The sequence below is a fragment of the Gordonia aquimaris genome (assembly GCF_026262595.1).
In the GTDB taxonomy this organism is placed as follows: Bacteria; Actinomycetota; Actinomycetes; order Mycobacteriales; family Mycobacteriaceae; genus Gordonia; species Gordonia tangerina.
On record NZ_JAPKFM010000035.1, the window covers coordinates 13084 to 36564 of the forward strand.

Sequence of the window (23481 nt, forward strand, 5' to 3'; positions counted from 1 at the left end):
CCTGTCCGCGCCTGGCCGAGTGAGTTCAACGTTCCGAAAACCGGAACGTTCACCTCACTCGCGAGTCGGGCCACGCCACTGCAGTGAGCTACGCGAACCACCGCTCCAGCACGCGGGCGACGCCGTCCTCGTTGTTTCCGACGGTGATCTCGTCGGCGGCGGCCAACGCCGCGGGGTGGCCGTGGCTCATCGCCACGCCGTGGCCGGCCCAGCTGAGCATCTCGACGTCGTTGGGCATGTCGCCGAAGGCGACGGTCGCCGACGAGTCCATCTGCGCCAGTTCGACGATGTGCCGCAGCCCGGACGCCTTGTGCGTATCGGGCACCGCCAACTCGACCAGCCCGTTGTCGGTCGAAAAGGTGATCTGCGCCAGCCCGTCGACAGTGTCCTTGAGTCGGGCAGCGATCTCGTCGCTACGCATATCCGGTTGGCGAACAAGCAGTTTCACTGCCGGTTCGGCATGCACCTCGTCGTCACCCACCTCGATATGGTCGGGATTGAGCCAGGCGTGACGGTATCCCGAGGTGGCTACGAAAGGCGGGGTGGCGGCGTCGTAGGCGGACCGTCCAGCACGTTCGGCGGCGATACCACACCCCGGTACCTGCCGATAAGCCTGCGCCACGAGCTTCTCCAGGACGTCGGGCGCCATTGTCGCGGCAGAGATCACGTGGTCATGCTCGACGTCATAGAGGATGGCGCCATTGGCGCACACCGCGTATCGCACATGTGCTGCGGTGCCCTCGAGTTGATCGGTGATCTCGGCGATCCACCTGGGCGGTCGGCCGGTGGCCAACACGAAGTCGACGCCGCGCTCGGCGGCGGCCGCCAAGACCTCGATCGTCCTACGCGACACGCGATTCTCATCATCGATGAGGGTGCCGTCCACATCCGACGCGATCAGCGTGGGCGGACCGAAGGCCCCCGAATCCGCGGGTGTCGGGCTCACCGCTCACCTCGCGCCTTCTGTGCACGCGCGTTGGCCTTCGCCGCCGCCTCGGCGTCTTCGATCACCCGGGCCTGTTCCGGTGTCGGTGCCGAGCCGCCGAGTCGGGCGGGCACCCAGAACTCGCCTTGCGGATGCGGCCCGTAGGCGTCCTGCACCTGGTGCAACAATGTCGTCATCTCCTCTCGCAGCCGGGCAGTGGCCGCATGCGAGTCCTCGCCGGCGTCGACCCGCACCGGCTCGCCATAGCTGACCGCAACCGGCAGTCGACTGCGGCCCATCTGTCGGGTGCCCGTCTCGGTTTTGGTCCATTGGCGCTGGGCACCCCAGACGATCGCCGGGACGATCGGCACACCCGCCTCCCCGGCCATGCGTACCGCGCCGGTCTTGAACTCCTTGAGTTCGAAACTGCGACTGATGGTCGACTCCGGGTAGACGGCGACCATCTCGCCGTCTGAGAGTTCGTCGACGGCGGCACGATAGGCGTCGGCACCGACCGACCGGTCCACCGGCACCGTCTTGGTGTGGTTGACCAGGAAACGCATGATCGCCACATCCATCACCTCGGACTTGATCATGAACCGGGTGCGCCGGCCGACCCGGTACAGCCCGAGCGCCAGCGGCAGGAAGTCGACATAGCTGGTGTGGTTGACGGCCAGCACTGCCCCACCGGCGCGCGGGATGTTCTGCAGACCCGAGAACCGCAGGTCCAGCCCCTGCGCTCGCACCAAGCCATTCGCGATGACCTCGAGCGTCCGGTAGACCGGTTCCATGTTGAGCCAGGGTAGTCGGGGGCGATCAGGAGGCCTCGCCGCCCGCCTCTCGCTCGGCGCGGCGGGCCGCTTTGGCCGCCTGTTCCTCGGCATCCATCCGGTTGGCCTCCTCGAGAGTGGGCGCCGACCCGCCCAGGCGCGCGGGCACCCAGTATTCGCCGGCGGGATGCTCACCGTAGGCGTCCTGCAGTTCGAGCAGCTTCTTGCTCATCACCTCGTGCAGCCGCGCGGTGATCTCCTCGGCGGTGCCCGCCGGTTCGATGGGTTCGGCGACCCCGATCATGATCTTGACGTTGCTGCGCCCGAGGTTCTTGGGGTGGCCCTTGGTCCACACCCGCTGCGCACCCCAGATCACCGTGGGGATGATCGGCGCCCCCGATTCCAGTGCCATGCGCGCGGCACCGGACTTGAAGTCCTTGAGCTCGAAGCTGCGGCTGATCGTCGCCTCCGGGTAGACACCCACGAGTTCGCCACGTTTGAGATAGTCCACGGCGTCGCGATAGCTCTGTGCGCCGCTGCCGCGATCGACCGGGATGTGTTTGAGCGCACGCATGATCGGACCGGAGACCTTGCTGTCGAACACCTCCTTCTTCGCCATGAACCGCACTTTGCGGCGGCCTTGCAGAAAGGCGGGGATGCCGGCATAGGTGAAGTCCATGTACCCGGTGTGGTTGATCGCGACCACGCCCGGGCCGTCGACGGGAACGTTCTCCACCCCCGACACCTTGAACTTCAGGCCCTCGGCCAGCCACAACAGGCGTGCGGTGGTGATCACAGCGTCGTAGACCGGTTCCATGCGTCGAGCTTAGGCCATGGGCGAGGCGCTACCCTGGGAGCCGATTTCGATCTCGGGCCCCTACCCAGCGGCTCGAGTGCGAGGAGGCGAGAAGTTGCAGATCACCAGCGTGGGACATGCCGGTTTCCACATCCAGACCGCGGCCGGTTCGATCCTCTGCGATCCGTGGGTCAACCCTGCCTACTTCGCGTCGTGGGTGCCGTTCCCCGACAACTCCGAGCTCGACTGGCGTTCACTCGGCGACTGTGACTACCTGTACGTCTCGCATCTGCATCGCGATCATTTCGACGAGCGCAACCTGCGCGAGAACGTCAACAAGGACGCGACCGTACTGCTGCCCGACTACCCGGTGCCCGATCTCAAGCGGGAGCTCGAGAAGCTCGGCTTCCACAGGTTCGTGGAGACCGAGGACTCGGTGAAGACGACGATCAGCGGCCCCAAGGGGTCGCTGGATGTGATGATCATCGCGCTGCGCGCACCCGCCGACGGGCCCATCGGCGACAGCGGTCTGATCGTCTCCGACGGCGAGACCACCTGCTTCAACATGAACGACGCCCGGCCGATCGACCTCGATGTCATCTCCGAGGCGTTCGGCCACGTCGATGTGCACCTGCTGCAGTACTCGGGTGCGATCTGGTATCCGATGGTCTACGACATCCCGCGCAAGTCGAAGGCGAACTTCGCTGCGCAGAAGCGGCAGCGCGGCATGGACCGGGCGCGCTCCTACATCGAGCAGGTCGACGCGAGCTGGGTTGTCCCGTCGGCCGGGCCGCCGATGTTCCTCGACGAGGACCTGTTCGGGCTCAACGATTTCGGGTCCGGGGTCGACGGCGCCGATGAGACGTCGATCTTCCCTGACCAGGAAACCTTCCTCGAACAGATGCGCATCCACGGCACCGACGACGGCGAGAAGCACCGCGGCCTGATGATGGTGTCGGGTTCGATCGCCGAGTTCGCCGGGTCGTCGCTGATCGAGGTCTCCCACCCGTATCCGCCGGGTGAGGTCTTCGGCGAGAACAAGCGTGCGTACCTGGAGAAGATGAAGGAGAAGTTCGCTCCGGTGATCGCGGCCGAGAAGGCCACCTGGGCACCGGCCGACGGTGATCCGTTGCTGCCGGCCCTCAAGGAACTCTTCGAACCGATCATGGCGCAGTCGGACCTGATCTGCGACGGCATCGGGTATCCAGTGGGTCTCGTGATGGGTGACGAGGTCGTCGTGGTGGACTTCCCCAACCGCATCGTGCGCGAACCGAAAGAGGGAGAAGGCAAGTACCGCTACGGCTTCCGGATCGCACCGGAGCTCGTGCGGACCGTGCTGCGCGACGACGAACCGGACTGGGTCAACACCATCTTCCTCTCCACCCGGTTCACCACGTGGCGCATCGGCGGCTACAACGAGTACCTGTACACCTTCTTCAAGTGCCTGACCGACGAGCGGATCGCCTACGCCGACGGCTGGTTCGCCGAGGCCCACGACGACTCTGCCTCGATCGTGAAGGACGGCTGGGAGATGCAGCGTCGGTGCCCGCACCTGAAGGCAGATCTGTCCAAGTTCGGCGTCATCGAGGGTGAGAAGCTGACGTGCAATCTGCATGGCTGGCAATGGGATCTGGCGTCCGGGCGCTGCCTCACCTCCAGGGGCCACGAACTGCGCGCCCAGCGCCTGGACTCCTGATGACCCGCATCTAGGCTGCGGAACGCACTGTGGCACAACGGTCATACCGAGGGCGCCCGGTCACCGAGCGCCGCGCCGACCGCCAGGACAGATTCATGGCGGCCGCCCTTGAGGTGTACGGCACCCAGGGCTACGCACGTGGCACGGTCTCCACGATCTGCACTGCCGCCGGCCTGTCCCGGCGGCAGTTCTACGAGTTGTTCGACAGCCGTGAGGATCTGCTGATCGCGGTGTACGACATGATCCACGCACAAGCCCGCACCGCGGTCCTCGCCGCATTCGCCCGCGCCGATCCGGCGGCAAGCCTGCAGGACCGGGTGCGCCCGGCCATCGCCGCCTTCTTCGACTCGGTTGCCACCGACCCGCGGCGGATGCGTATCGCATTCGTCGAGATCGGTGGTGTGAGCGCACGCGTCGAAGCTCACCGCGTGCGGTCCCGCGCAGAGTGGACGACGTTCTTCGGTGCCGCGGCTGCGGAGATCGGCGGTCTGCGCGACTCACCGTTCGGCTTCGACTACGAGGCGGCAGCGTTCATCGGCGCACTGACCGAGGCCGGCCACTTGTGGGCGAGCAGCACCGAACGGCCCGATCGGGACGAGGTGATCGACATGCTGCTCGCCGTCATCGTCGCACTGGCCACCCACCGGTCCACCGCTGAGCCCGCCTGAGCCACCGGCACCCTTGCCTGACGCTCGGGGCCCATCCGACCCATACCTGCACGTTCGTTGCCGAACGTCACGGCGGCATGCTATCTTTCCCGGCATTGTGGGACAGCACGTTCTCACATTCCTGGTCGGGGGTCACCGGAGCGAGCCAGCAGCGGGCGCCGCTCCGGTGGCAGCGGGAGTGTCCGAGGCGCACCCGCCCGCAGATACCTCAGACCGCAACGACAGCCCGCAACAACTCAGCCCTGCGGCACTGCGGGCGATGACGCCACGACGACGGCACCCACCACCGCCGCGACGAACGCAACGATCGCGACCGGCTCCCAACCCGCTCGGGTCGCGTCGCCGAGCAGGGCCAGTCCCACCGCGCCCGGTACCACCGTCTCGCCGACGACGAGAGCCGCCGCAGCTCCGTTGACCGATCCCGTCTGCAGCGCCACCGTGAACAAATAGAAGCCGGCGACGCCGCACCCGATCACCGCATAGGCCGCGGGGTCGGAGAGCAACGTTGCGAGGTCGAACGGATCGATACCGTGCACGATGCGGACCGCGACCGCCATCACCCCGAACAGGACTCCGGCCAACAATCCGGCGACCGTCGCGACGCGCGGCCCGGCCCACTGCAGCAGGGCGAGCCCGCCCACGAACAACACGACACCGGCACCCAACACCGACCAGTGCAACCATGCGGCGTCGTGGCCGTGTCCCTCGTCGGCGGACGCGACGGCGAGCACCACGAGCGCCACCACGACGACGCCGATTGCGACCCGATCTCGGGTTCGTAGCTGCACATGCAGGAAGATCGCCGCGAGAACCGCGGTCACCACCAGGTTCGCACTTACGATCGGCTGCGCGAGGAACAGCGGAAGATCCCGAGCGGCAACCAGATTCCCGACAAATCCGACACCATCGAGGGCTATTCCGGTGAGGAAGGCGACCGTCAGCATCGCGGTGATCGTCGACCGCAGGGTCGGTGCGTGTGTGTTCGCGTCACCCGGTTCGACCGCGCTTCGTGCGCCGTAGGCCTGCAGGACTGATCCCGTTCCATAGGCCAATGCCGCGACCACGGCGGCGACGATTCCGACGACCATCCGATCAGTATCACGGACGTGAAGGCGGAGATGAGACACCTGACACACATCGGCGCTGCGGGAACAAGACCAGGCCGCGAGCCCGTTACCGCTACACGTGACTCTCGCCCGCGGATCAGTAGCCGCCCGTCGTGCCCCTGCCTGCGCCACCGCTGAGGAATGCTGATGCGTCAGGGCCCCTTTGCCGGACGCTATCCGGCCGTGGCCGTCATGGTCACCTTCGCGCTCATCCCGTATCTCGCGCTGTCCGCGGCCATCGAACCGCTGGTACCGACGATCACCGCCCAGCTCGGTATGACACCGCAGATGATGAGCCTCGCATCCGGCCTCGCCAACGCGGCCTACGCAGCCGGCACGGTGCTGGCGGTGCAACTGGCCCAACACCTCCCGCAGCGTCGGATGCTGTTGGCGTACGCGGTGGTGCTCGTGGTGGGTGCGGTCGTCACGGCCGGTGCGGTAAACGGCGTCATGTTCACCTTCGGGCTGATCTTCCTCGGCCTCGCCACCAGCATGCTGCTGATCGCCGCCGCGCCGTCGTTGACCATCGGTTTCCCCAAGAAGCGTCTGCCCCAGACCGCCATGATCATGAACATGTGCGTGTTCGGTGCGGTGGCCATCGGGCCGTTCATCGGCGGCGTGCAGTCGGCGGCCGGGCAGTGGCGCCCTCTGTTCTGGATCATCGCCGGCATCGCCGTGCTGGCGCTCGCCATGGCGGTCCTCACCTTCGAGGACGCACCGCCGGCGGACCCGACCGCGCCACGTGATCTGCGGGCGATCGGGCTGGCCGCCGCGGGCTGCGTACTGGCCTTCGCCGGCGCCGCGCGACTGACCACCCATGGCCTGTTCGACGTCGAGGTGGCGTTGCCGATGTTCGTCGGCCTGGCTTTGATAGTCACGCTGATCACCTATCAGTTCCGGGCACGCCGACCCCTGTTGACGGTGCGGGCGGTGCTCACCAGTTCGATTCCGGTCGCGGGGGTGGGGCTGGCCCTGTTCGCCGCGGCGGCCTCGATCGCGGCCACCTCGCTCACCGCCGCCGCGTTGATGGATGAGCTCAGTGCCTTCCGGGTGGGGCTGCTGTATCTGCCCGAGCTGGGCGGCGCCATCGTGATGGCGGTCGTCTTCGGCGTTGTGATCTCGCGTCGCGCGATGCACTACCTGCCGCTGGTCGGCATGGTGCTGCTGGCGGCCGGGATCGTGGTGTTCCAGCTCGCCTTGCCGGCCAATCAGCCACTGGTGCTGCTCGGCGCGGCACTGACCGGCCTGGCGCTGGGTGCGACGGTGGCGCCCGCACTGTTCGTCACCGGGTTCTCGCTGCAGTCCAACAGCCTGCAACGGGTGTTCGCGATCATCGAGCTGCTGCGTGCGGTGGCGGCGTTCCTGGTGGCGCCGATTCTCGCCAACATCGTGGTTGCCGCGTCCGCCGACCGGCTCGACGGCACCCGCCACGCGTTGTGGATCGGATTCGGCCTGGCCATCGCCGGCGCGGTGTTCGGTATCGCGGTCTATGCGCTCAGCGGCGCTCGCCCACAGAAGCCCGACCTCGATCGCTTCCTGGAGGGTGACGCCGCGGCCTGGCACTCCCCGCCGCTGCTCGCCCGGCTGCGCGGCACCGCGGCACCGGCCCCCACCCGTTCCGAGCCGGTGGATCGGGGATTGCCGGCGCCGGCGCCCATCGCCGAGGCCGACCTCGATCGCGCGACACCTGGTCCGATCTGCTTCGCCTACGACGGCAGCGACCTCGCGCGATCGGCCATCGTCGCCGCCCCCGGGCTCGTCGGCCCCGGCCGAGATGCTGTCGTCGTCTGTGTGTGGCAGCCGGCCGATGTCGGGTTCACGCCCCCGCCTGACGAGCGATTCGACCCGAACAACGCACACGAGGTCGCGCGGATGGCCGAACGGGTGGCCGCCGCCGGTGCCCACCTGGCCGAGCAGGCCGGTTTCCGCGCCCGTAGCGTGGCGGTCGAGGCCACCCCGACCTGGCAGGGCATCGTATTCGCCGCGCAGGCCGAGAAGGCCCGGCTCATCGTGCTCGGGCCGCATCCGCGCGGTGGGCTGTTGGCCGCGTTGCAGGGCAGCGTCTCGGCGACCGTTGCTGCGCACACCGCGATACCGGTGCTGTTTGTGCCGTCACCCGCCGACACCGAGACCGACAAAACCGTCGAATCCGGCGCATCGCCGCAGGTGAACGGCCGGAGCGCGGCTGTCGGGGTCGGCGAATAGGCTCGTCACGGCGGAGTGTGATCGCCTACGGTTGAGAGAGCGGGATCGGGGGAACTCCTCGCAGGGTCGGGACTCCACTGAGGGTCGGGGGACTCGAGAAGGAGGCAACTCATGAACCGAACTGCTCGCCTCGCAGCATCCGCGCTCGCCGCGTCCGGGCTGGCGGTGGGTGCGACCACCGTCGCGGCCGCGTCGGCGACCGCGGCCGAACCCGCTGCCCTGAGCATCCAAGGTGACCTCGCGCTGACACCAGACCTGCATCTGTTGCGCATCGACGCCGAGGGCGCACGTACCGGGGCAGGAGCCACCGGCGGCACCTATACGGCGACCGTGCTGGCCGGCACCGACCCGACGCCGATCCAGGTCACCGGCCCGATCACCTGCATCTACGTCAACGGCAACACGGCCTCCCTGGTCTACCCGATCAGCGACATCAAACCCATCGGCCTGCCGGCGCAGTTCAAGGATGCTGCCGCCGTGCAGATCACTGTGCGCGAGGGGACCGACGGACGTAGCGACATGGTCGGTGTCAACGGGCCGATGCTGACCAGCAGCTTCACCGGGTGTGCGCCGACCGACACCCCGTTCGCCTTCGACGGCGAGATCGAGACGTCGGGCGGCTGATCGACTGATTCAGCCGGTCATCTGTCTCTGCTCCCGAGGCGGATGACCGTAGCCGGTCGGCATGTTGGTGGCGTCGGCGGATTCCACAGCGGTGACCGCTCCGGACGACGCCAACGCCACCCCACCGGCGACAGCGGCGACGAACGCGACGATCGCGACCGGCCCCCACCCGGCGCGGGTGACGTCGCCGAGAAAGATGATGCCGACGGCACCGGGTAACACCGTTTGGCCCACCACAAGCGCGGCGGCGGCACCATTGACCGACCCCGTCTGCAGCGCGACGGTGAACAGATAGAACCCGGTGATCCCGCTGAACAGCAACGCATACAACGCGGGGTCGGTGAACATCGCCATCAGGTCGAACTCATCGAGGCCGTCGACGAGGCGCGACGCGATGGCCATCACGCCGAACACCGCACCCGCCATCAGCCCGGTCGCCGCGGCAATGTGCTTGTGCAACATACGCATACACATCAGGCCCAACCCGAACAGGACGGGCCCGGCCACCAACACCGCCCAGTGCATCCAGCGGTCGTTCTGCGCGCCTTCACTTCCCGCGGACACCGCCAACAGCACCAATGACGCCACCACCACGGTGCCGGCGATCCAGTCGCGCATCGCCAGCCGCACATGCAGCACCACCATCGCCAACAACGCCGTCGCGACGAGCCGCGCCGAGATGATGGTCTGCGACAAGAACAACGGGATCAGCCGCGCCGACAGGATGGTCGCGACGAACCCGATGATGTCGAAGACGAAGCCCACCAGGAACGGCACCGTCAGCATCGTCGCGACGGTCGACCGCAGCGACGGGTGCGCCTTGGACGACTGGCGGCGCTCCTCGCGAACGGCGGCCCGCTGCGCCACCTGATCGGCACCGAGCGCCTGAAGCACCGCAGCCGCGGCGAAGGCGAACGAGCCGATCACCGCGATGATGATTCCGGCGGTCATCGCAGCGAGATCACCACACTTCCTTTGATCAGCGGGGCTCGAGGACGTCGGTCCCGACGAACCGGGCCAGTTCCGGCGGCAGCGTCACCGAGCCGTCGGGCTGCTGATGGTTCTCCAGGATGGCGACGAGCCAACGGGTGGTGGCCAGGGTGCCGTTGAGCGTGGCGGCGGTCTGCGGTTTGCCGTTCTCGTCGCGGTACCGGATCGACAGCCGCCGCGCCTGGAAGGTGGTGCAGTTCGACGTCGACGTCAACTCGCGGTAGGTGCCCTGGGTCGGCACCCAGGCCTCACAGTCGTACTTGCGTGCCGCCGACGACCCGAGGTCGCCGCCGGCGACGTCGATCACCCGGTAGGGCACATCGATCGCGGCGAGCATCTCCCGCTCCCAGGCGAGCAGCTTCTGGTGTTCGGCCGCGGCGTCCTCCGGTTTGCAGTAGATGAAGCCCTCGACCTTGTCGAACTGGTGCACGCGGATGATGCCGCGGGTGTCCTTGCCGTAGCTGCCGGCTTCCCGCCGAAAGCAGCTCGACCAGCCGGCGTAGCGTTTCGGGCCGTCGGCGAGGTCGATGATCTCGTCGGAGTGATAGCCGGCCAGCGGCACTTCCGAGGTACCGACAAGGTAGAGGTCGTCGTCTTCGAGGTGATAGACCTCGTCGGCGTGGGCACCGAGGAAACCGGTGCCGCCCATGATCTCCGGTCGCACCAGCACCGGCGGGACCATCAGCGTGAACCCGTTCGCGACCGCCTTCTGTGCGGCCATGTTGAGCAGCCCGAGCTGCAACAACGCACCGTGTCCGGTCAGGAAGTAGAAGCGCGACCCGGAGACCTTGGCCCCGCGTTCCATGTCGATGAGGCCCAGCGCCTCGCCGAGTTCGAGGTGATCCTTCGGGTCGTCGATCCGGCGCGGTTCACCGACGTGTTCGAGAACCACATAGTCGTCCTCACCGCCGGCCGGGGCGCCCTCCTCGACGAGGTTGGAGATCGCGCGGTGCGCGGCGGTCGCGGCCTCGTCGGCCTCGTGCTGGGCCGCGACGGCCGCCTTCACCTGTTCGGCGAGTTCCTTGCCCTTGGCCAGCAGCGCGGCCTTCTCCTCGCCTTGGGCCTTGCCGACCTGCTTGCCGAGAGCCTTCTGCTCCGAGCGCAGACCGTCGGCCTCGACGATGGCGGCGCGGCGCGCGGCATCGGCGTCCAGCAACGCGTCGACCAGACCGGGATCCTCACCTCGGGTCCGTTGCGAGTCGCGCACGAGGTCGGGGTTCTCACGAAGAATCTTCAGGTCGATCACGTGTGAAACCCTACTGGAGGCGCTGTGGCGTGGCGTCGCACCCGCTGGTCAGCGTGCCCGCGCGGATTCACGACTGCCAGTGCCGCGTGTAATCGGTGCGACCGAACATCTGGGCCGCATCGTGGGCGGTCGGAGTGCCGGCGAATGGGTCGGCACCCGCGCGCACCAACGCCGCGACCACGTCGTCGAAACCCTTGAACACCGCGCCGGCCAGCGGCGTCTGACCTCTGTCGTTGACGGCGTCGACGTCGGCGCCGCGGTCGATCAGCACCCCCACGGTCGCCGACGACCCGTGATAGGCGGCGAGCATCAGCAGCGAGTCGCCGGCCTGGTTGCGCAGGTCGGCGGGCACACCGGCGTCGAGATAGGCGGCCAGGGTCCGCGCGTCGCCGGCGCGGGCCATGTCGAACAACCGTCCGGCGAGCTCGGCCACATCGTCGGGTACCGGGTCGGGCGCGGGGGTCTGCGAACTCACCGTCGCGAGTGTAGGTACTCCTCGGCAGACGCAACAGGCATGATGGGTTCTGATGAACGGCGATGACGACACCCCGCGGGACGGGGCCGACGACGACTGGGTGAGCGTGCCCGGCGGCGAGACGTCAGAACACGACACGTCACCACACAACGCGCCGCCACAGGACACGCCATCGGCCGACGCGGCGGACACCCCCCGCGACGACGAGGGCCGCGACTGGCGACGATCCCTACTGCGCCATCCGGTGCGGGTGGTGCTGTCGGCGGTGATCATCGGCGCCATCGTGGCCGGCGCCATCGCCCTGGCCATGGGTGTGTTCAACGAGAGCGGCAGCGTCGGCGGCACCGACATCGGCGAAGGCGAGCGGCTCGCCCAGAACGCGTTCACCCAGTCGGTGCCCGGCGACTGCCTCGACTGGCCCGCGGACAACCCGGGCGATCCCAGCAAGGTCGCCTGCGATCAGCAGCACCGCTTCGAGGTCGCCGGTCCGCTCGACACCGGATTGTTGCCCGGGTCGGAGTTCGGCGAAAGCGCCTCGTGGCCGGGTGCCGGTCGCTTCGCCGCGATCCGTGACGAACAGTGTCCGGTCATCGTCGACGCCTACCTGGACGGGCGGCTCGATCCCCAGGGCCGGTTCTCGGTCGGCATGATGTATCCGTCGCAGGTGCAGTGGGACAAGGGTGCGCGCGAGTTGCGCTGCGGGCTGCAGCAGACCGGTGCGGACGGGATGGCCGACCAATTCGTCGGCCGCGTCGCCGAGCAGGACCAATCCTTCCAGTGGCCACCCGGTACGTGCATCGGTATCGATCCGGCCAACCGCAAACCCACCGGCGTCGCGGTGAACTGCACCGAGGCCCACGCCTTCCAGACCACCGGAACCGTCGTGCTGTCGCAGCGGTTCGGCAACCCGTTGTCGGGCAAGCCGTGGCCGGGGGTCGAGGCCCAGAACGATTATCTGCAGTCGATTTGCCCGGTGCAGGCCACTCGCTTCCTCGGCGGTAAGCAGAAACTCGACGCGACGACGTTGAACGTGCAGTGGTCGGTGTTGTCGGAGCCCAGCTGGCTGGCCGGCAGCCGCACCGCGGTGTGCTACCTCGGACTGCCCGACCGGGGCGGTTTCGCCACCCTGGTCGGCGATGCCCGCTCGACCCTGCTCATCAACGGCAAACTGCCGGTGCCACCACCGCAGGCGCCACCGGGTCGGGCGCTGCCCACCCCGGTTCCGCTGCCGCCGGGTATCGCACCGAATCCGGACGAAGTGCCGGCCCCGGCCGGGTGACCCGATGACCGTACGCATGTCCGACGACGAGTTCGACGGGCTGGTGTCCGACGCGCTGGACACCATCCCGTCCGAACTGACCGACAACATGTCGAACGTGGTGATCCTGGTGGAGCCGCACAACGAGGAAGAACCGTCGATCCTCGGCCTCTATCACGGGGTGGCGCTGACGATGCGCGACCACGAGTACGGCGGCTTCCTGCCCGACACCATCACCATCTACCGCGACCCCATTCTGGCGATGTGCCGCACCCGCGAGCAGGTCGTGCACGAGGTCGCGGTGACGGTGATCCACGAGATCGCCCACCACTTCGGCATCAGTGACGACTGGTTGCACGCGAACGGGTGGGGCTGAGGTCGTCGGCGGGCGGGGGCAGGGGTCTCGATACGCCGCTCGGCTAGCGCCTCGCGACTACTCGACCAGCGGTTGGTCGCCCTCGGCCAGCGGTTGGTCGAGTAGTCGCCAGCGATTGGTGGCCCTCGCCAGCGGTTGGCGGCCCTCGACCAGCGGTTGGCGACCCTCGCCAGCGGTTGGCGGCCATCGACCAGCGGTTGGTCGCCCTCGACCAGCGGTTGGTCGAGTAGTCGCCAGCGGTTGGTGGCCCTCGCCAGCGGTTGGCGACCCTCGACCAGCGGTTGGCGACCCTCGCCAGCGGTTGGCGACCCTCGCCAGCGGTTGGCGACCCTCGCCAGCGGTTGGCGACCCTCGCCAGCGGTTGGCGACCCTCGACCAGCGGTTGGCGGCCTGCCGACGCCCATAGTCGCTGGTCGAGTAGGCACCGAGCCCCTGGGCGAGGCGCCGTATCGAGACCAGTCCCGCCGGACCAACGACGAGAACTACCCCATCGGATCGGCGGACGGCTCGGTCACCAGCGGTTCGTCGATGCGCGGACCGAACGGGCCGGCCACCGCACCCCACCGGTGCAGGCGCCACAATCCGTCGACGAACTCGAGTTCGATGGAACCGGTGTTGCGCAGGTGTGTCTCCGCGGCGAAGCCGGGGTCGACACCGGCCAGGCGGGCCGCGATCAACCGGATCGCCGCGCCGTGACTGACCACCACGACATCGCGTTGATCAGCCCCCTCGAGATGCCCCGCGCGCAGGTCGTCGATGACCGGTAGGTAGCGGTCATAGACCATGGCCAGTGACTCGCCGCCGGGCAGCCGCGCTTCGAGATCCCCCCGATGCCACCGTTCGACGACGTCCTTGAACACGCCGTGGGCGTCGTCGTCGGAACGGTCCTCCAGGTCACCCACCTGGACTTCGTGGATGCCCTCGGCGACGTCGGGGTCCACCTCCCACACCGATCCGATCAGCTCTGCGGTCTGCTGCGCACGCCGGGCCACCGAACTCACCAACACCACGTCACTCGATCGTGGATTCTCCAGCGCATAGCGAACCCCTTGACGCACACCGAAATCGGTCAGCGCGGCGCCGGGCAGGGCGGTGTCGAGGCGCCGCATGACGTTGGAGGTGGTCTCACCATGGCGAACCAGATACAGCCGCGCCACTAGCGCACCGCCCCGCTGCGCAGACTCTCGAACCAGGCGACGCTGTCGGAGGTGTCGGGCGGCGGGGACCCCGTGGCGCGATCACAGGGCCACGAGCCCAGGAACACCACCCGCTCACAACGGCGGTACAACGCGCGCAACGCCTCCCCGACCGCGTCGTCGTCGATATGACCGACGGCGTCGAGGTAGAAGCGGTAGGAACCCGGCACGTCGCGCCGCGGACGGGATTCGATTCGCGTCAGATCGATTTCACGCGAGGCGAATTCGTCCATCGCAGTCATCAGGCTGCCCGGCACGTTCGGGAGGTCGAGGATCACCGACGTCCGGTCGGAGCCGGTCGCCGCGGGCGGCGCGGCCGGTGCGCCGATCAGCAGGAACCGGGTGTAGGCGTCGTCGGCGTCGGCCACCGCGTCGGCGAGGACCACCAGGCCCGACAACTCCGCCGCCAGCGAGGTGGTGACGGCCACGTCCGCCTTGCCGTCCGCAACGTCGGCGGCAGCACCCGAATTTGACGACGCGGTGACGAATTGCGCCTGCGGATAAAGCTTCTCGATGGATTCGCGCACCTGCGCCGCGGCCACCGGATAGGCCGCCACCGTGCGCACCTGTGACGGTTCCAATGGCGATCGCGCGCCGATCGTGAACGCGACGTCGAGCACGACCTCGGCGAACACTTGCACCCGCCCGGCGGTACCCGGCCCCGGCGGGACGAGCGCGTCGGCGGTGGCCGGGACCGCACCCTCCACGGAACTCTCGATCGGGACACAGCCGAAATCGGCCGCCCCGGCGCGCACCATCTCGATGGTGGCGGCCGGGCTCTTGGCGGCGATCTTCTCCACGTCACCCGTCGGGCGGGGGGCGCTTTGCCGCGGCAGCCGGGTGGTCAGCAGCCGGTCGAGGGCGATCTCGGTGAAGGTCCCCGAGGGACCGAAGTAGGCGAACACGGACACGACAAGAGCCTAGTCGAGCCGACGCAACCGCCGATCGACGTTCTCGGACCCGTCATCGAAAGGATTGACGAACACCGGATAGGTATTTAGGTTAGGGTTGCCTTAATAAGGACAAACCCGCCGATCGAAAGCGAGGAGCGCATGACTCGGGCACTCACCGACCGTCCGTCGGACGCCGAACTGATCCAGACCGCATGCCGCCAGGTCAGCGTCGCCACCCTCGCTGTCGAGGGCGCCGAGCCGACTCCGGTGAACGTGGTGCATCTGTTCGAGTCGCAGGCATTCGTCCTGGTCCCCACCGACGGCGACGCGGTGACATTGGCCAGTGACTGCCCCGACGGGATCGCCGCCATGGTCGAGGTCACCGATTGCGCCCCGATCGATCTGCGCGAACGGGTTCGGTCATTGGTCTGGCTCAACGGCACCCTGCATGCCGTCCCCACGAATCTGGAACGCGATCTGGCCGTGGAGATCGCCACCGAACACCCCGACGACGGGCTACTCGACCTGGGCCACGGCAGTTCGATGCTGCGGCTGCAGATCGACAGCGCCGTCATCGCCACCTCCGCGGGTGCGGCCTCGGTCCCGTCTGCCGAGCTCGCGGGTGCGACCCCGGACCCGTTCTGGGAGTACGAGGGCGACTGGATCGCACATCTGGATTCCGATCACGCCGACCTGGTCGGACAGCTTGTGCGGCGCCTGCCGCGAGACATGCGCGACGGCCGCGTTCGGCCACTCGGACTGGACCGGTTCGGTATCCGCTTCCGGATCGAGGGACGCGGCGGGGATTCCGACGTGCGACTGCCGTTCACGCGACCGGTCTCCGATGTCCACGAACTCTCCCAGGCGTTGCGCACGCTCGCGGGTTGCCCCTTCCTGAACAGCCTGCCGGACTGAGACCGGAGGCGCCCGGCCCGTACGCTGGCCATCATGCGCGCCACGCTGAGATCGGTTGTGCACCCCGCGCGTCCGGCCGGGATCGCCGTCGTCACCGACCCCGTCGAACGCCGCGCACTCATCCTCGAGCTGGTCATCGTCGGCGCCCTCACCTTTGCGTTCTCCGCGATCTCGGCGGCCCTGTCGTTGGTGGAGGCACAGCTGGCCGGCGGCATCGGCAACACGACAGTCGCGCTGAATCCGTCACGTTCGGACCTGGGGTGGATCGACTTCGCCCGTCAGCTGATGAGCGCCCTGCGACTGTTCGCGATCGGCGGGCTGGGAGTGTACCTGCTGTGGCGCAGTGGATTTCTGCGGCTCGCCGGCCTCGACCGAGGGCCAACGCGACGCGACCTGCCCGCCGGCGTCGGACTCGCCGCAGTGGTGGGGCTGCCGGGCCTGGCGCTCGTGGCCATCGCTCGTGCGCTGGGCGTCAACGCACACCTGGTCCCCAGCGAGGTCGACGGGGTGTGGTGGCGCTGGCCGATCCTGATCCTGCTCGCGGTGGGCAACGCCGCCGCCGAGGAGATCATCGTGGTGGCCTACTTCATCACCCGGCTACGGCAACTCGGTGCATCCGAGAATGCTTCTCTCGCCGCGAGTTCGGTGCTACGCGGCGGCTACCACCTGTACCAGGGTGTCGGCGCGGGACTCGGCAACGTGGTGATGGGACTGGTGTTCGGGCGGTTCTTCCAGGTCACCTCGCGGGTGTGGCCGCTCGTCGTGGCGCATGCGGTGATGGACATCGTCGCTTTCGTCGGTTATGCGCTGCTGCACGACCATCTGAGCTGGGTCGGCTGACCGATCGCTCTCACACCACCAGCGCGTCGAGAGCGTACGGCGGCGCGCCCACTCCCACGATCCGAACCGTACCGGCGGGGGTGACCTCGGCCAGCCGGGCACCCACCGGCTCGCCGCCGTCCATCGCGACGGCCACCGTGGTGACCCGGTTGTTCTTCCACCGTCGGACTTCGTCACCGAAAACCACGCCCGCCCAGTGGTATCGCCCGTCGAGTGGGTCGAGATGACCCGTCACCCGCACTCGCGCCGACAGCTCGTCGCCATCGACCGACAGCGCCGCCATGCCGTCGACGACGTCGTCCTCGATGGATTCGACACCCACCCAGTCGTAGTCGTCGGGACGGAACCGACGCAGCCGCGACCTGCGACGCCGGGGCGTCCCGATGGCCGCCCACTCGTTCTCGATGGGCTTACGCACGGTGAGCGAGTGCGCACCCACGACGGCGAGGTGCTCGAGCATCGCCGCCACATAGTCAACAGTCCGTGGGTCATCGAGAAACACCTCACCGTCGCGATCCGCCGACACGAGATCGAGGTAGCTCCCCGCGGGCGCACTGCGCTCGTGCACCGCCACCCCGGCCCGGAGGGAATCGGAGACGATGTCGATCCGCACCGACGAACGTCGGATGCGCGCTCGAAGGCGTTGCGCCGACAGTCCGGTGCCGGTGACCGCCACCGTCGGATGGCTGCTCATGGCAGGAATCCGCCGCGCCGCCACCCGTATCGCGACAGCCGGCTCATCAGCCCGGCGTCGTCGAGAAACGCGGCGAGCGAGGCAAAGCCACGTATCTGCACCTCGTGGAAATGCGGGTTGGCACGCGCGATCTGCGCCGCGGCCCGGCCGTCGAGCCCGGCGCGGGTGTACATCGCCGGGTTGGTGAACAGTCGCCGGAACAGCACCCCCGCCAGCGCATGTCCGTTGGCGGCCACGACCGTTTCCCACCGGCCGCGAGTGGGTGTGCGGCGCATGATGCCGTCCCGGGCGAAGCCGATGTGCCTCGCTTCCTCGGCGACGTGGATCTGCATCAGCCGTGCCACGAGCGGCTGCAACTCGGGATCGTCGACCATCTCTCGCTGCAGGGCGTCGAAGATCTCCTCCCCGACGAGGGCGGCCACCCACAGCAGGCTGCCGCGCAGCGCGGAGGGCAGCATCGTCATCACCGCCCGCTCCCACCACCGCATCCGGAAGGGCCGGGCGCCCGACCATTCGATCGCGCGACCGAACATGACCATGTGCCGGCACTCGTCACCCATCTCGGTCAGCGCGTAATGCGTGGTGGCCGACGCCGGGTCCGCGGCCATCAGGCGATCGAGCAGCGTGCGGTTGAGCAGGTTCTCGAACCAGATGCCGACCGACAGGATGTTGGCCAGCTCCTGTCGGGACACCTCGATCCGCCGCTCCTCCGACAGTCCGGCCCACAGGTCGGTCCCGGCCAGCGTCAGCACCCGCGGCGGGAGGAAGTAGCGATCGGATTCGGGTTCGCGATCCCAGTCCAGTTCGACGACCGGCTCATACGACCGCTTCACCGACCCGTTGATCAGGCGTTGGGCAATTGCCACCCGCCCTGCGCCATCATGCCGCCTCACCTGCGATGTCGCTGGCATCGAACACCTCCTGGACCCCATCGTCTGTGATCTCCGACACTAGATCCGGGATGGCTATGTGTCAATAGTGAATGTCACAGTGCTTGATGGATTGATTGTGTGTCCGCTCCACTCGGTCGCGCAGCGCGCCGGAACGCGAGGCGTCGATGCGTACATTGGATGAGATGAATGAGCCCGACCAGCCGATGATGCGACGGCGCGACGTCCCTGCAGGACCCGCCCCGCGCGCCGGCGACCGCGCTCGCAGACCCGTCCCATCTCCCCCGCGACATGCTTCCCCGCCGCCACCTTCCGCATCTCCCCCTCAGGGTTCGCCGCGTCGTCCACCGCCGCCCCATCCGGACGCCGGCCGGACCCGTCAGGCGCCCGGACCGCGTCGCAATCCGGTTCCCCCCAACCCGCCGGAGGCCACCGCGCACCTGCGCGACCGACGTGCCGACGATGCGCACTACCGACCCCCGCTGGCCTGGTCGGATGCGCCGGGTTCGGCGTCACCCGGCAACCGGCAGAGTTACGCGCCCACGCAGCGGCCCGAGCCCGTCCCCGCGGCAGAACGCATGCGACGACCGGTGCCCGCGCGTGCCGGGTCGTCGGCGCGCCACGGCGGTGATGGCGGCGGACCCCGACGACCCGGCGGCCGCTCCGGAACCGCCGCACCGAAGCCGCGCCGCCGTCGGCGACGACGACTGCGCGTCGGCCGACTGCTCCTGGTGGCACTGTTGGTGCTGGTGGTCGCGTCGGTGGGTCTGGTCTTCTACTACGACAGCAAACTGCATCGCACCGATGCGCTGACGGCCTACGCCGGGCGCCCGGCCGACACCCCCGGCACCAATTGGTTGATCGTCGGCACCGATTCGCGAGCCGACCTCAGCGACGCCGAGCGCGCCGAGTTGTCCACCGGTGACAGCGACGGTTCCCGCACCGACACCATCATGATGGTGTACAAGCCGCCGAGCGGTGATGCGATGCTGATCAGCATCCCGCGTGATCTGTACGTGCCGATCCCCGGACAGGGCTCGCACAAGATCAACGCCGCGTTCAACTTCGGCGGACCACAGTTGCTGGTACAGACCGTCGAACAGCTGACCGGTGCGCGCATCGATCACTACGCCGAGATCGGTTTCGGCGGATTCGACCAGGTGGTCGACGCGGTGGGTGGGGTCAACATCTGCCTCGATCAGACACTCAACGACCCCAAAGCGGGTTTGAACCTGCCCGCCGGTTGCCAGGATCTCAACGGTCAGCAGGCACTCGGCCTGGTCCGGACCCGCGCCTTCCCCAACGCCGACCTCGAGCGCATCGAGAATCAGCGTAAGTTCCTCAGCGCCCTGATGGCGAAGGCAACCAGTCCCTCGGTCCTGCTGAATCCCTTCCGGCTCATCCCCTTCGTCAACTCCGCGGTCGATGCGGTGACCGTGGACGACGGCGATCATCTGTGGAATCTGGCCGGACTGGCCTGGTCGCTGCGCGGCGACCCGATCACCACCACCACTCCGACCGGTGGCAGTGAGTACACCTCCGACGGCGATTCGCTCGCCGTCGGCGACAACACCGAACAGTTCTTCACCTACATCCGCAAGGGCGCCGCGGTGCCCGAAGACCTGCTCTCCACCCAAGCCGGGGTCATCGGCGGCTGACGCCGGTCGGTGGTGAAATGTGGTGAGGCTCAACTCAGTTAGCCTGCGCTGAGCCGATCGCCGGATTTCGGGCCGCCTACTGTGGACGCCATGACATCGAGCACCGACGACACCGTTTTCCGGAAACTGCTGCACGAGCAGATCGGCAACGAATTCGCCGCCGCGCAGCAATACATCGCGGTCGCGATCTACTACGACGGCCACGACATGCCGCAACTGGCCAAGCACTTCTACGCTCAGGCCGTGGAGGAACGCAACCACGCGATGATGATCGTGCAGTACTTCCTCGACCGCGACGTCGACGTGCAGATCCCCGGCGCACCGGCCCCACGGACCAGCTTCGCCGACTACCGCGAACCCATCGAACTCGCACTGGCACAGGAGAAGTCGGTCACCGAACAGATCGTCGACCTGGCCCGTGCCGCGCGCGACTGCGGCGACTATCTCGGCGAGCAGTTCATGCAGTGGTTCCTGGCCGAACAGGTCGAGGAGGTCGCCACGATGACGACCCTGCAGACCATCGCCGATCGTGCGCAGGGCAACCTGTTCGATCTGGAGAACTTCGTGCAGCGCGAGATCAACGGGAACGCACCGTCGTCGGCGACACCGCCGCCGGCCGCCGGCGGGAACCTCTGATCCCCCGGAGATCTCAGCGCAGGGTGACCTGACGGCCGCGAATGCCGTCGCGCGAGCGCACCTCTGCGGTGGTCAGGTCGCCTTCGACCGCCAGTGCCTCGGTGAGCCATTCGTCGAACTGATCGAGCGCCGGCGCCCATTCCTCGTGATGGAGTTCGTTGTCGAGGTCGAATACCGGCACCAGTAGCCCGTGGGTGCGGAACGAACCGGCGAACCGCGACCCCTCGCCCAGGGTGAGCCGACCAGCGGCGTGCAACCGGGCGAGCGCGTTCATCACCTCGTCCTCCGGTTCGGGGCGCACCCAGCGCAGGTGGGCGCGCTCGCCGGCGTCGACCCACCAGGGTGCGCCGATCCCGCTCTTGGCGGTCAGCCGCGCGCTGGGCATGATCGAATCCTTGGCCTGCTCGAGCATGTCGGCGAATTCGGCCGGGACGTCGGTGCCCGGCGGGAACCACCACCCGAAGTCGTCGTGCACGACGATGTCGAGCTGGGTCTGCGGCGCGAGGACATCGGTCAGTGCCGGCGGTTCGTCGGAGGGCACGAAGTCGGTGTCCGGGGCCGCCTGTGTCGCCCACACCAGCGCGTCGGCGATCTCCCGGTCGACGTCGTCGGGGTCCACCTCGGTCTGCAGCGCGACCACACCCTGCGGCCCATCGTCGGTGTTGCGGACGATCGCGCGCACCGCACCGGGCAGGATGCTGGCCAGCAGCACGCTGCGATCGGTTCCCTGGGTCAGTGCTTCGGACCCGAGTTCCACTGTGGCCGAGGCGACGAAGGCGCGCATCGCCACCAGGTCGCATTCGGCGGCGAGTCCGGCGAATGGCCGCGGCGGCGGCGCCATCGCGGCCCGCTGACGCTCCTTGCGGGCGGCGACCCGCTCGGCGCGATTACTTCCCGGCCGCGGACCACTGCCGCGTTTGCTCTTCTTCGCCATGCGTCCACCCTCTCACGGGGTGGGCGCGCGGTGATCGCGGGCTGCGCGGTGGGCGGTGGGCGGTCAGTCGACGGTGACGAGCCAGTCGCGCACCTTGGCGGGTTTGTTGGTGGCGACCCACCGCACACCGAGGTCGGCACACATCTGCACATCCGGCTGCTCGTCGACGGTCCAGCAGTAGGTGACCCGTCCGGCGGCCGCGGCACGATCGACGAGGTCCGGATTCATCCGCAACGTCTCCACCGAGGGCCCGATGCCGGTGGCACCCACCGCGGTCGCCGCGCTCCCGCCGAGCATCCGAGCGGTGTCGCCGAGCAGAATCGTCGGCAGCATCGGTGCATGCCGACGGATTCGCCAGACCCCGGCTGATGAGAACGAGATGACCACGGCGCGACTGTGATCTGCCGACGGCGGCGTGGCGACACCGAACTCGTGCAACATCGCGAGGAGCTTTTGTTCGACGAGGCTGCCGTAGCGCACCGGGTGTTTGGTCTCGATGAACAGCCGGACCGGCCGGCGCCAGTCGAGGGTGAGGGTGATCAGCTCCCGCAGCGTCAGCACGGACGCCGGTTCTGCGGCCGGGTGCCAACTGCCGAAGTCGAGTTCGCGCAGTTGGGCCAGCGACATCTCGCTGACCGCGCCCACCCCGTCGGAGGTTCGGTCGACGGTTCGGTCGTGCACGCAGACGAGTTCGTGGTCGCTGGTGAGCCGGACGTCGCACTCGAGGCCGTCGGCGCCCTCGGCAAGCGCGCGTTCATAGGCGGCCAGGGTGTGCTCGGGCAGGTCGGCCGAGGCTCCGCGATGGGCGACGACGGCCGGCTTCCCCGACCGGGACACCTGCTCGGCGCCCGTCATGCGGCCATCACCCATCGGCGCGCCGGAACCGGGTCCTGCTGTGAGGTGGCAAAAGTGACCTCGAGCCGGTCGGCCAGCCATCGCGCGAAGACCGCCGAACACGCGGCGGACACAGTGACCGCCACCAAGCCGTTGGCACCGGTCTGGATCGATCCCGACCAGGTCGCGACCACCCGGGTCACGATCGCAGCCACCGCCAGCGCGTTCACGATCGCCCACGCGACCCACATGCGGGTCAGGCGGCGTCGGGTGCGGTCGCGGTCGAGGTCGGTCCGGACGTCGGCGGCCTCGTGCAGCAGCACGGCCACGCCCAGCACGTTCACCAGCGGCACCACCGCCAGGAGCACGATCTGCCACCGTGGCCGTGGATCGCGACGATCAACGCAGCGGTAGGCCTCGGTACGCATGGCCATCACCCATCGCGCGAAGACGACGGTCGTGTACACGAAGCAGCCGAGTGCGAGCAGGCCACCGAAGATGACCAGGGTGGAGGTGACCAGATCCGTCCACGCCGGGACCGGCGTGGACCGGTTGATGATCAGCAAGACGTAACGCAGCAGATGCGCGACTGCGGCCAGCCCGAGCGCGGCAGCCAGGACGTACAGCGCACGGGTCAGGGCATCGGACAGTGCGCCACCACGCGAGGCGGCAGCCCGCCCGCCGGTCGCGTTGCCCAGGCCCCCGTCTGTGAGTCCCCCGTCCGTGAGTCCCCCGTCCTTGAGTCCCCATTGCGGGATGTAGACGTAGCGCGGGATGTAGCGGGGCCGCGCGACGAATTCCGGTCGGCGAATCGTCGGAATCGCCTCGGGTGGGCGTCGGGCCACCCACCGGACGT

At 68.3% G+C, this 23481-nt stretch carries 24 protein-coding genes; 10 read left to right on the top strand and 14 right to left on the bottom strand.

Features of this window, described 5'->3' with window-relative positions:
• Nucleotides 1–88 precede the first annotated feature (88 nt).
• From OSB52_RS22675 to OSB52_RS22685, 3 genes are read right to left on the bottom strand one after another with little or no spacing between them, the layout of a single operon-like run.
• On the bottom strand, nucleotides 89–946 hold the full coding sequence (locus tag OSB52_RS22675) for an HAD family hydrolase (RefSeq protein WP_266063628.1): 858 nt from the start codon (nucleotides 944–946) through the stop codon (nucleotides 89–91).
• Complete coding sequence (locus OSB52_RS22680) at nucleotides 943–1716, bottom strand: lysophospholipid acyltransferase family protein (protein WP_235723289.1); 774 nt, start codon at nucleotides 1714–1716, stop codon at nucleotides 943–945. Before OSB52_RS22680 ends, OSB52_RS22675 begins: the two co-directional genes overlap by 4 nt.
• Before the next feature lie 25 nt (nucleotides 1717–1741).
• Complete coding sequence (locus OSB52_RS22685) at nucleotides 1742–2512, bottom strand: lysophospholipid acyltransferase family protein (RefSeq protein ID WP_266063629.1); 771 nt, start codon at nucleotides 2510–2512, stop codon at nucleotides 1742–1744.
• Nucleotides 2513–2606: 94 nt separating this feature from the next.
• On the opposite strand from OSB52_RS22685, the gene OSB52_RS22690 reads away from it, so the two are divergent.
• A complete protein-coding gene (locus OSB52_RS22690; protein WP_235723287.1) occupies nucleotides 2607–4187 on the top strand; it encodes a Rieske 2Fe-2S domain-containing protein in 1581 nt (526 codons plus the stop codon).
• A gap of 95 nt (nucleotides 4188–4282) precedes the next feature.
• A complete protein-coding gene (locus OSB52_RS22695; protein ID WP_266063630.1) occupies nucleotides 4283–4855 on the top strand; it encodes a TetR/AcrR family transcriptional regulator in 573 nt (190 codons plus the stop codon).
• Between the two features lie 236 nt (nucleotides 4856–5091).
• On the opposite strand, the gene OSB52_RS22700 is transcribed toward OSB52_RS22695, so the two are convergent.
• Entirely contained in the window at nucleotides 5092–5943 is an 852-nt protein-coding gene (locus OSB52_RS22700) for a hypothetical protein (protein WP_266063631.1), read from the bottom strand.
• A gap of 165 nt (nucleotides 5944–6108) precedes the next feature.
• Here OSB52_RS22700 and OSB52_RS22705 point away from each other — a divergent pair, with 165 nt between their 5' ends.
• On the top strand, nucleotides 6109–8166 hold the full coding sequence (locus OSB52_RS22705) for an MFS transporter (RefSeq protein WP_266063632.1): 2058 nt from the start codon (nucleotides 6109–6111) through the stop codon (nucleotides 8164–8166).
• A gap of 111 nt (nucleotides 8167–8277) precedes the next feature.
• Entirely contained in the window at nucleotides 8278–8790 is a 513-nt protein-coding gene (locus tag OSB52_RS22710) for a hypothetical protein (RefSeq protein ID WP_266063633.1), read from the top strand.
• Between the two features lie 9 nt (nucleotides 8791–8799).
• Here the strand turns inward: OSB52_RS22710 and OSB52_RS22715 are convergent, their stop codons facing one another.
• From OSB52_RS22715 to OSB52_RS22725, 3 genes are all read right to left on the bottom strand, one after another.
• Nucleotides 8800–9741, bottom strand: a complete 942-nt coding sequence (locus OSB52_RS22715) for a DMT family transporter (RefSeq protein ID WP_235723282.1) — start codon at nucleotides 9739–9741, stop codon at nucleotides 8800–8802.
• Between the two features lie 28 nt (nucleotides 9742–9769).
• Complete coding sequence (gene serS / locus OSB52_RS22720) at nucleotides 9770–11026, bottom strand: serine--tRNA ligase (RefSeq protein WP_235723281.1); 1257 nt, start codon at nucleotides 11024–11026, stop codon at nucleotides 9770–9772.
• A gap of 67 nt (nucleotides 11027–11093) precedes the next feature.
• Nucleotides 11094–11501, bottom strand: a complete 408-nt coding sequence (locus tag OSB52_RS22725) for an ankyrin repeat domain-containing protein (protein ID WP_266063634.1) — start codon at nucleotides 11499–11501, stop codon at nucleotides 11094–11096.
• Between the two features lie 52 nt (nucleotides 11502–11553).
• Between OSB52_RS22725 and OSB52_RS22730 the strand changes: the two genes are divergently transcribed.
• On the top strand, nucleotides 11554–12780 hold the full coding sequence (locus OSB52_RS22730) for a septum formation family protein (protein ID WP_266063635.1): 1227 nt from the start codon (nucleotides 11554–11556) through the stop codon (nucleotides 12778–12780).
• A 4-nt stretch (nucleotides 12781–12784) separates the two neighbouring features.
• Nucleotides 12785–13135 (top strand): metallopeptidase family protein, encoded by a 351-nt coding sequence (locus tag OSB52_RS22735; protein WP_235723279.1) that lies wholly within the window; start codon nucleotides 12785–12787, stop codon nucleotides 13133–13135.
• Between the two features lie 482 nt (nucleotides 13136–13617).
• Here the strand turns inward: OSB52_RS22735 and OSB52_RS22740 are convergent, their stop codons facing one another.
• Both OSB52_RS22740 and pheA read right to left on the bottom strand, forming a co-directional pair.
• Nucleotides 13618–14292, bottom strand: a complete 675-nt coding sequence (locus OSB52_RS22740; RefSeq protein WP_235725724.1) for a histidine phosphatase family protein — start codon at nucleotides 14290–14292, stop codon at nucleotides 13618–13620.
• Nucleotides 14292–15242: a prephenate dehydratase gene (gene pheA, locus OSB52_RS22745; RefSeq protein ID WP_266063636.1), complete on the bottom strand. Its 951-nt coding sequence runs from the start codon at nucleotides 15240–15242 to the stop codon at nucleotides 14292–14294. The genes OSB52_RS22740 and pheA overlap by 1 nt, the downstream gene beginning before the upstream one ends.
• Before the next feature lie 141 nt (nucleotides 15243–15383).
• Between pheA and OSB52_RS22750 the strand changes: the two genes are divergently transcribed.
• Nucleotides 15384–16139, top strand: a complete 756-nt coding sequence (locus OSB52_RS22750; protein WP_266063637.1) for a DUF2470 domain-containing protein — start codon at nucleotides 15384–15386, stop codon at nucleotides 16137–16139.
• Nucleotides 16140–16172: 33 nt separating this feature from the next.
• Nucleotides 16173–16979 carry a CPBP family intramembrane glutamic endopeptidase gene (locus OSB52_RS22755; RefSeq protein ID WP_235725715.1) on the top strand — a complete coding sequence of 269 codons (807 nt, stop codon included), beginning with the start codon at nucleotides 16173–16175 and terminating at the stop codon, nucleotides 16977–16979.
• Between the two features lie 10 nt (nucleotides 16980–16989).
• On the opposite strand, the gene OSB52_RS22760 is transcribed toward OSB52_RS22755, so the two are convergent.
• A complete protein-coding gene (locus OSB52_RS22760) occupies nucleotides 16990–17673 on the bottom strand; it encodes a DUF4873 domain-containing protein (protein ID WP_266063638.1) in 684 nt (227 codons plus the stop codon).
• Entirely contained in the window at nucleotides 17670–18584 is a 915-nt protein-coding gene (locus OSB52_RS22765) for an AurF N-oxygenase family protein (protein WP_266063639.1), read from the bottom strand. Before OSB52_RS22765 ends, OSB52_RS22760 begins: the two co-directional genes overlap by 4 nt.
• A 164-nt stretch (nucleotides 18585–18748) precedes the next feature.
• On the opposite strand from OSB52_RS22765, the gene OSB52_RS22770 reads away from it, so the two are divergent.
• Complete coding sequence (locus OSB52_RS22770) at nucleotides 18749–20221, top strand: LCP family protein (RefSeq protein WP_308203688.1); 1473 nt, start codon at nucleotides 18749–18751, stop codon at nucleotides 20219–20221.
• 90 nt (nucleotides 20222–20311) lie between these two features.
• Nucleotides 20312–20857, top strand: a complete 546-nt coding sequence (locus OSB52_RS22775) for a ferritin (protein ID WP_266063640.1) — start codon at nucleotides 20312–20314, stop codon at nucleotides 20855–20857.
• 13 nt (nucleotides 20858–20870) lie between these two features.
• Here OSB52_RS22775 and OSB52_RS22780 read toward each other — a convergent pair whose 3' ends face one another.
• The 3 genes from OSB52_RS22780 to OSB52_RS22790 all read right to left on the bottom strand — a co-directional run bounded on the left by OSB52_RS22780 (nucleotide 20871) and on the right by OSB52_RS22790 (nucleotide 23470).
• A complete protein-coding gene (locus OSB52_RS22780; RefSeq protein ID WP_266063641.1) occupies nucleotides 20871–21791 on the bottom strand; it encodes a DUF5926 family protein in 921 nt (306 codons plus the stop codon).
• 63 nt (nucleotides 21792–21854) lie between these two features.
• Nucleotides 21855–22646 carry a glycerophosphodiester phosphodiesterase gene (locus tag OSB52_RS22785; RefSeq protein ID WP_235725705.1) on the bottom strand — a complete coding sequence of 264 codons (792 nt, stop codon included), beginning with the start codon at nucleotides 22644–22646 and terminating at the stop codon, nucleotides 21855–21857.
• Complete coding sequence (locus OSB52_RS22790) at nucleotides 22643–23470, bottom strand: DUF4328 domain-containing protein (protein ID WP_266063642.1); 828 nt, start codon at nucleotides 23468–23470, stop codon at nucleotides 22643–22645. Before OSB52_RS22790 ends, OSB52_RS22785 begins: the two co-directional genes overlap by 4 nt.
• Nucleotides 23471–23481: the final 11 nt, after the last annotated feature.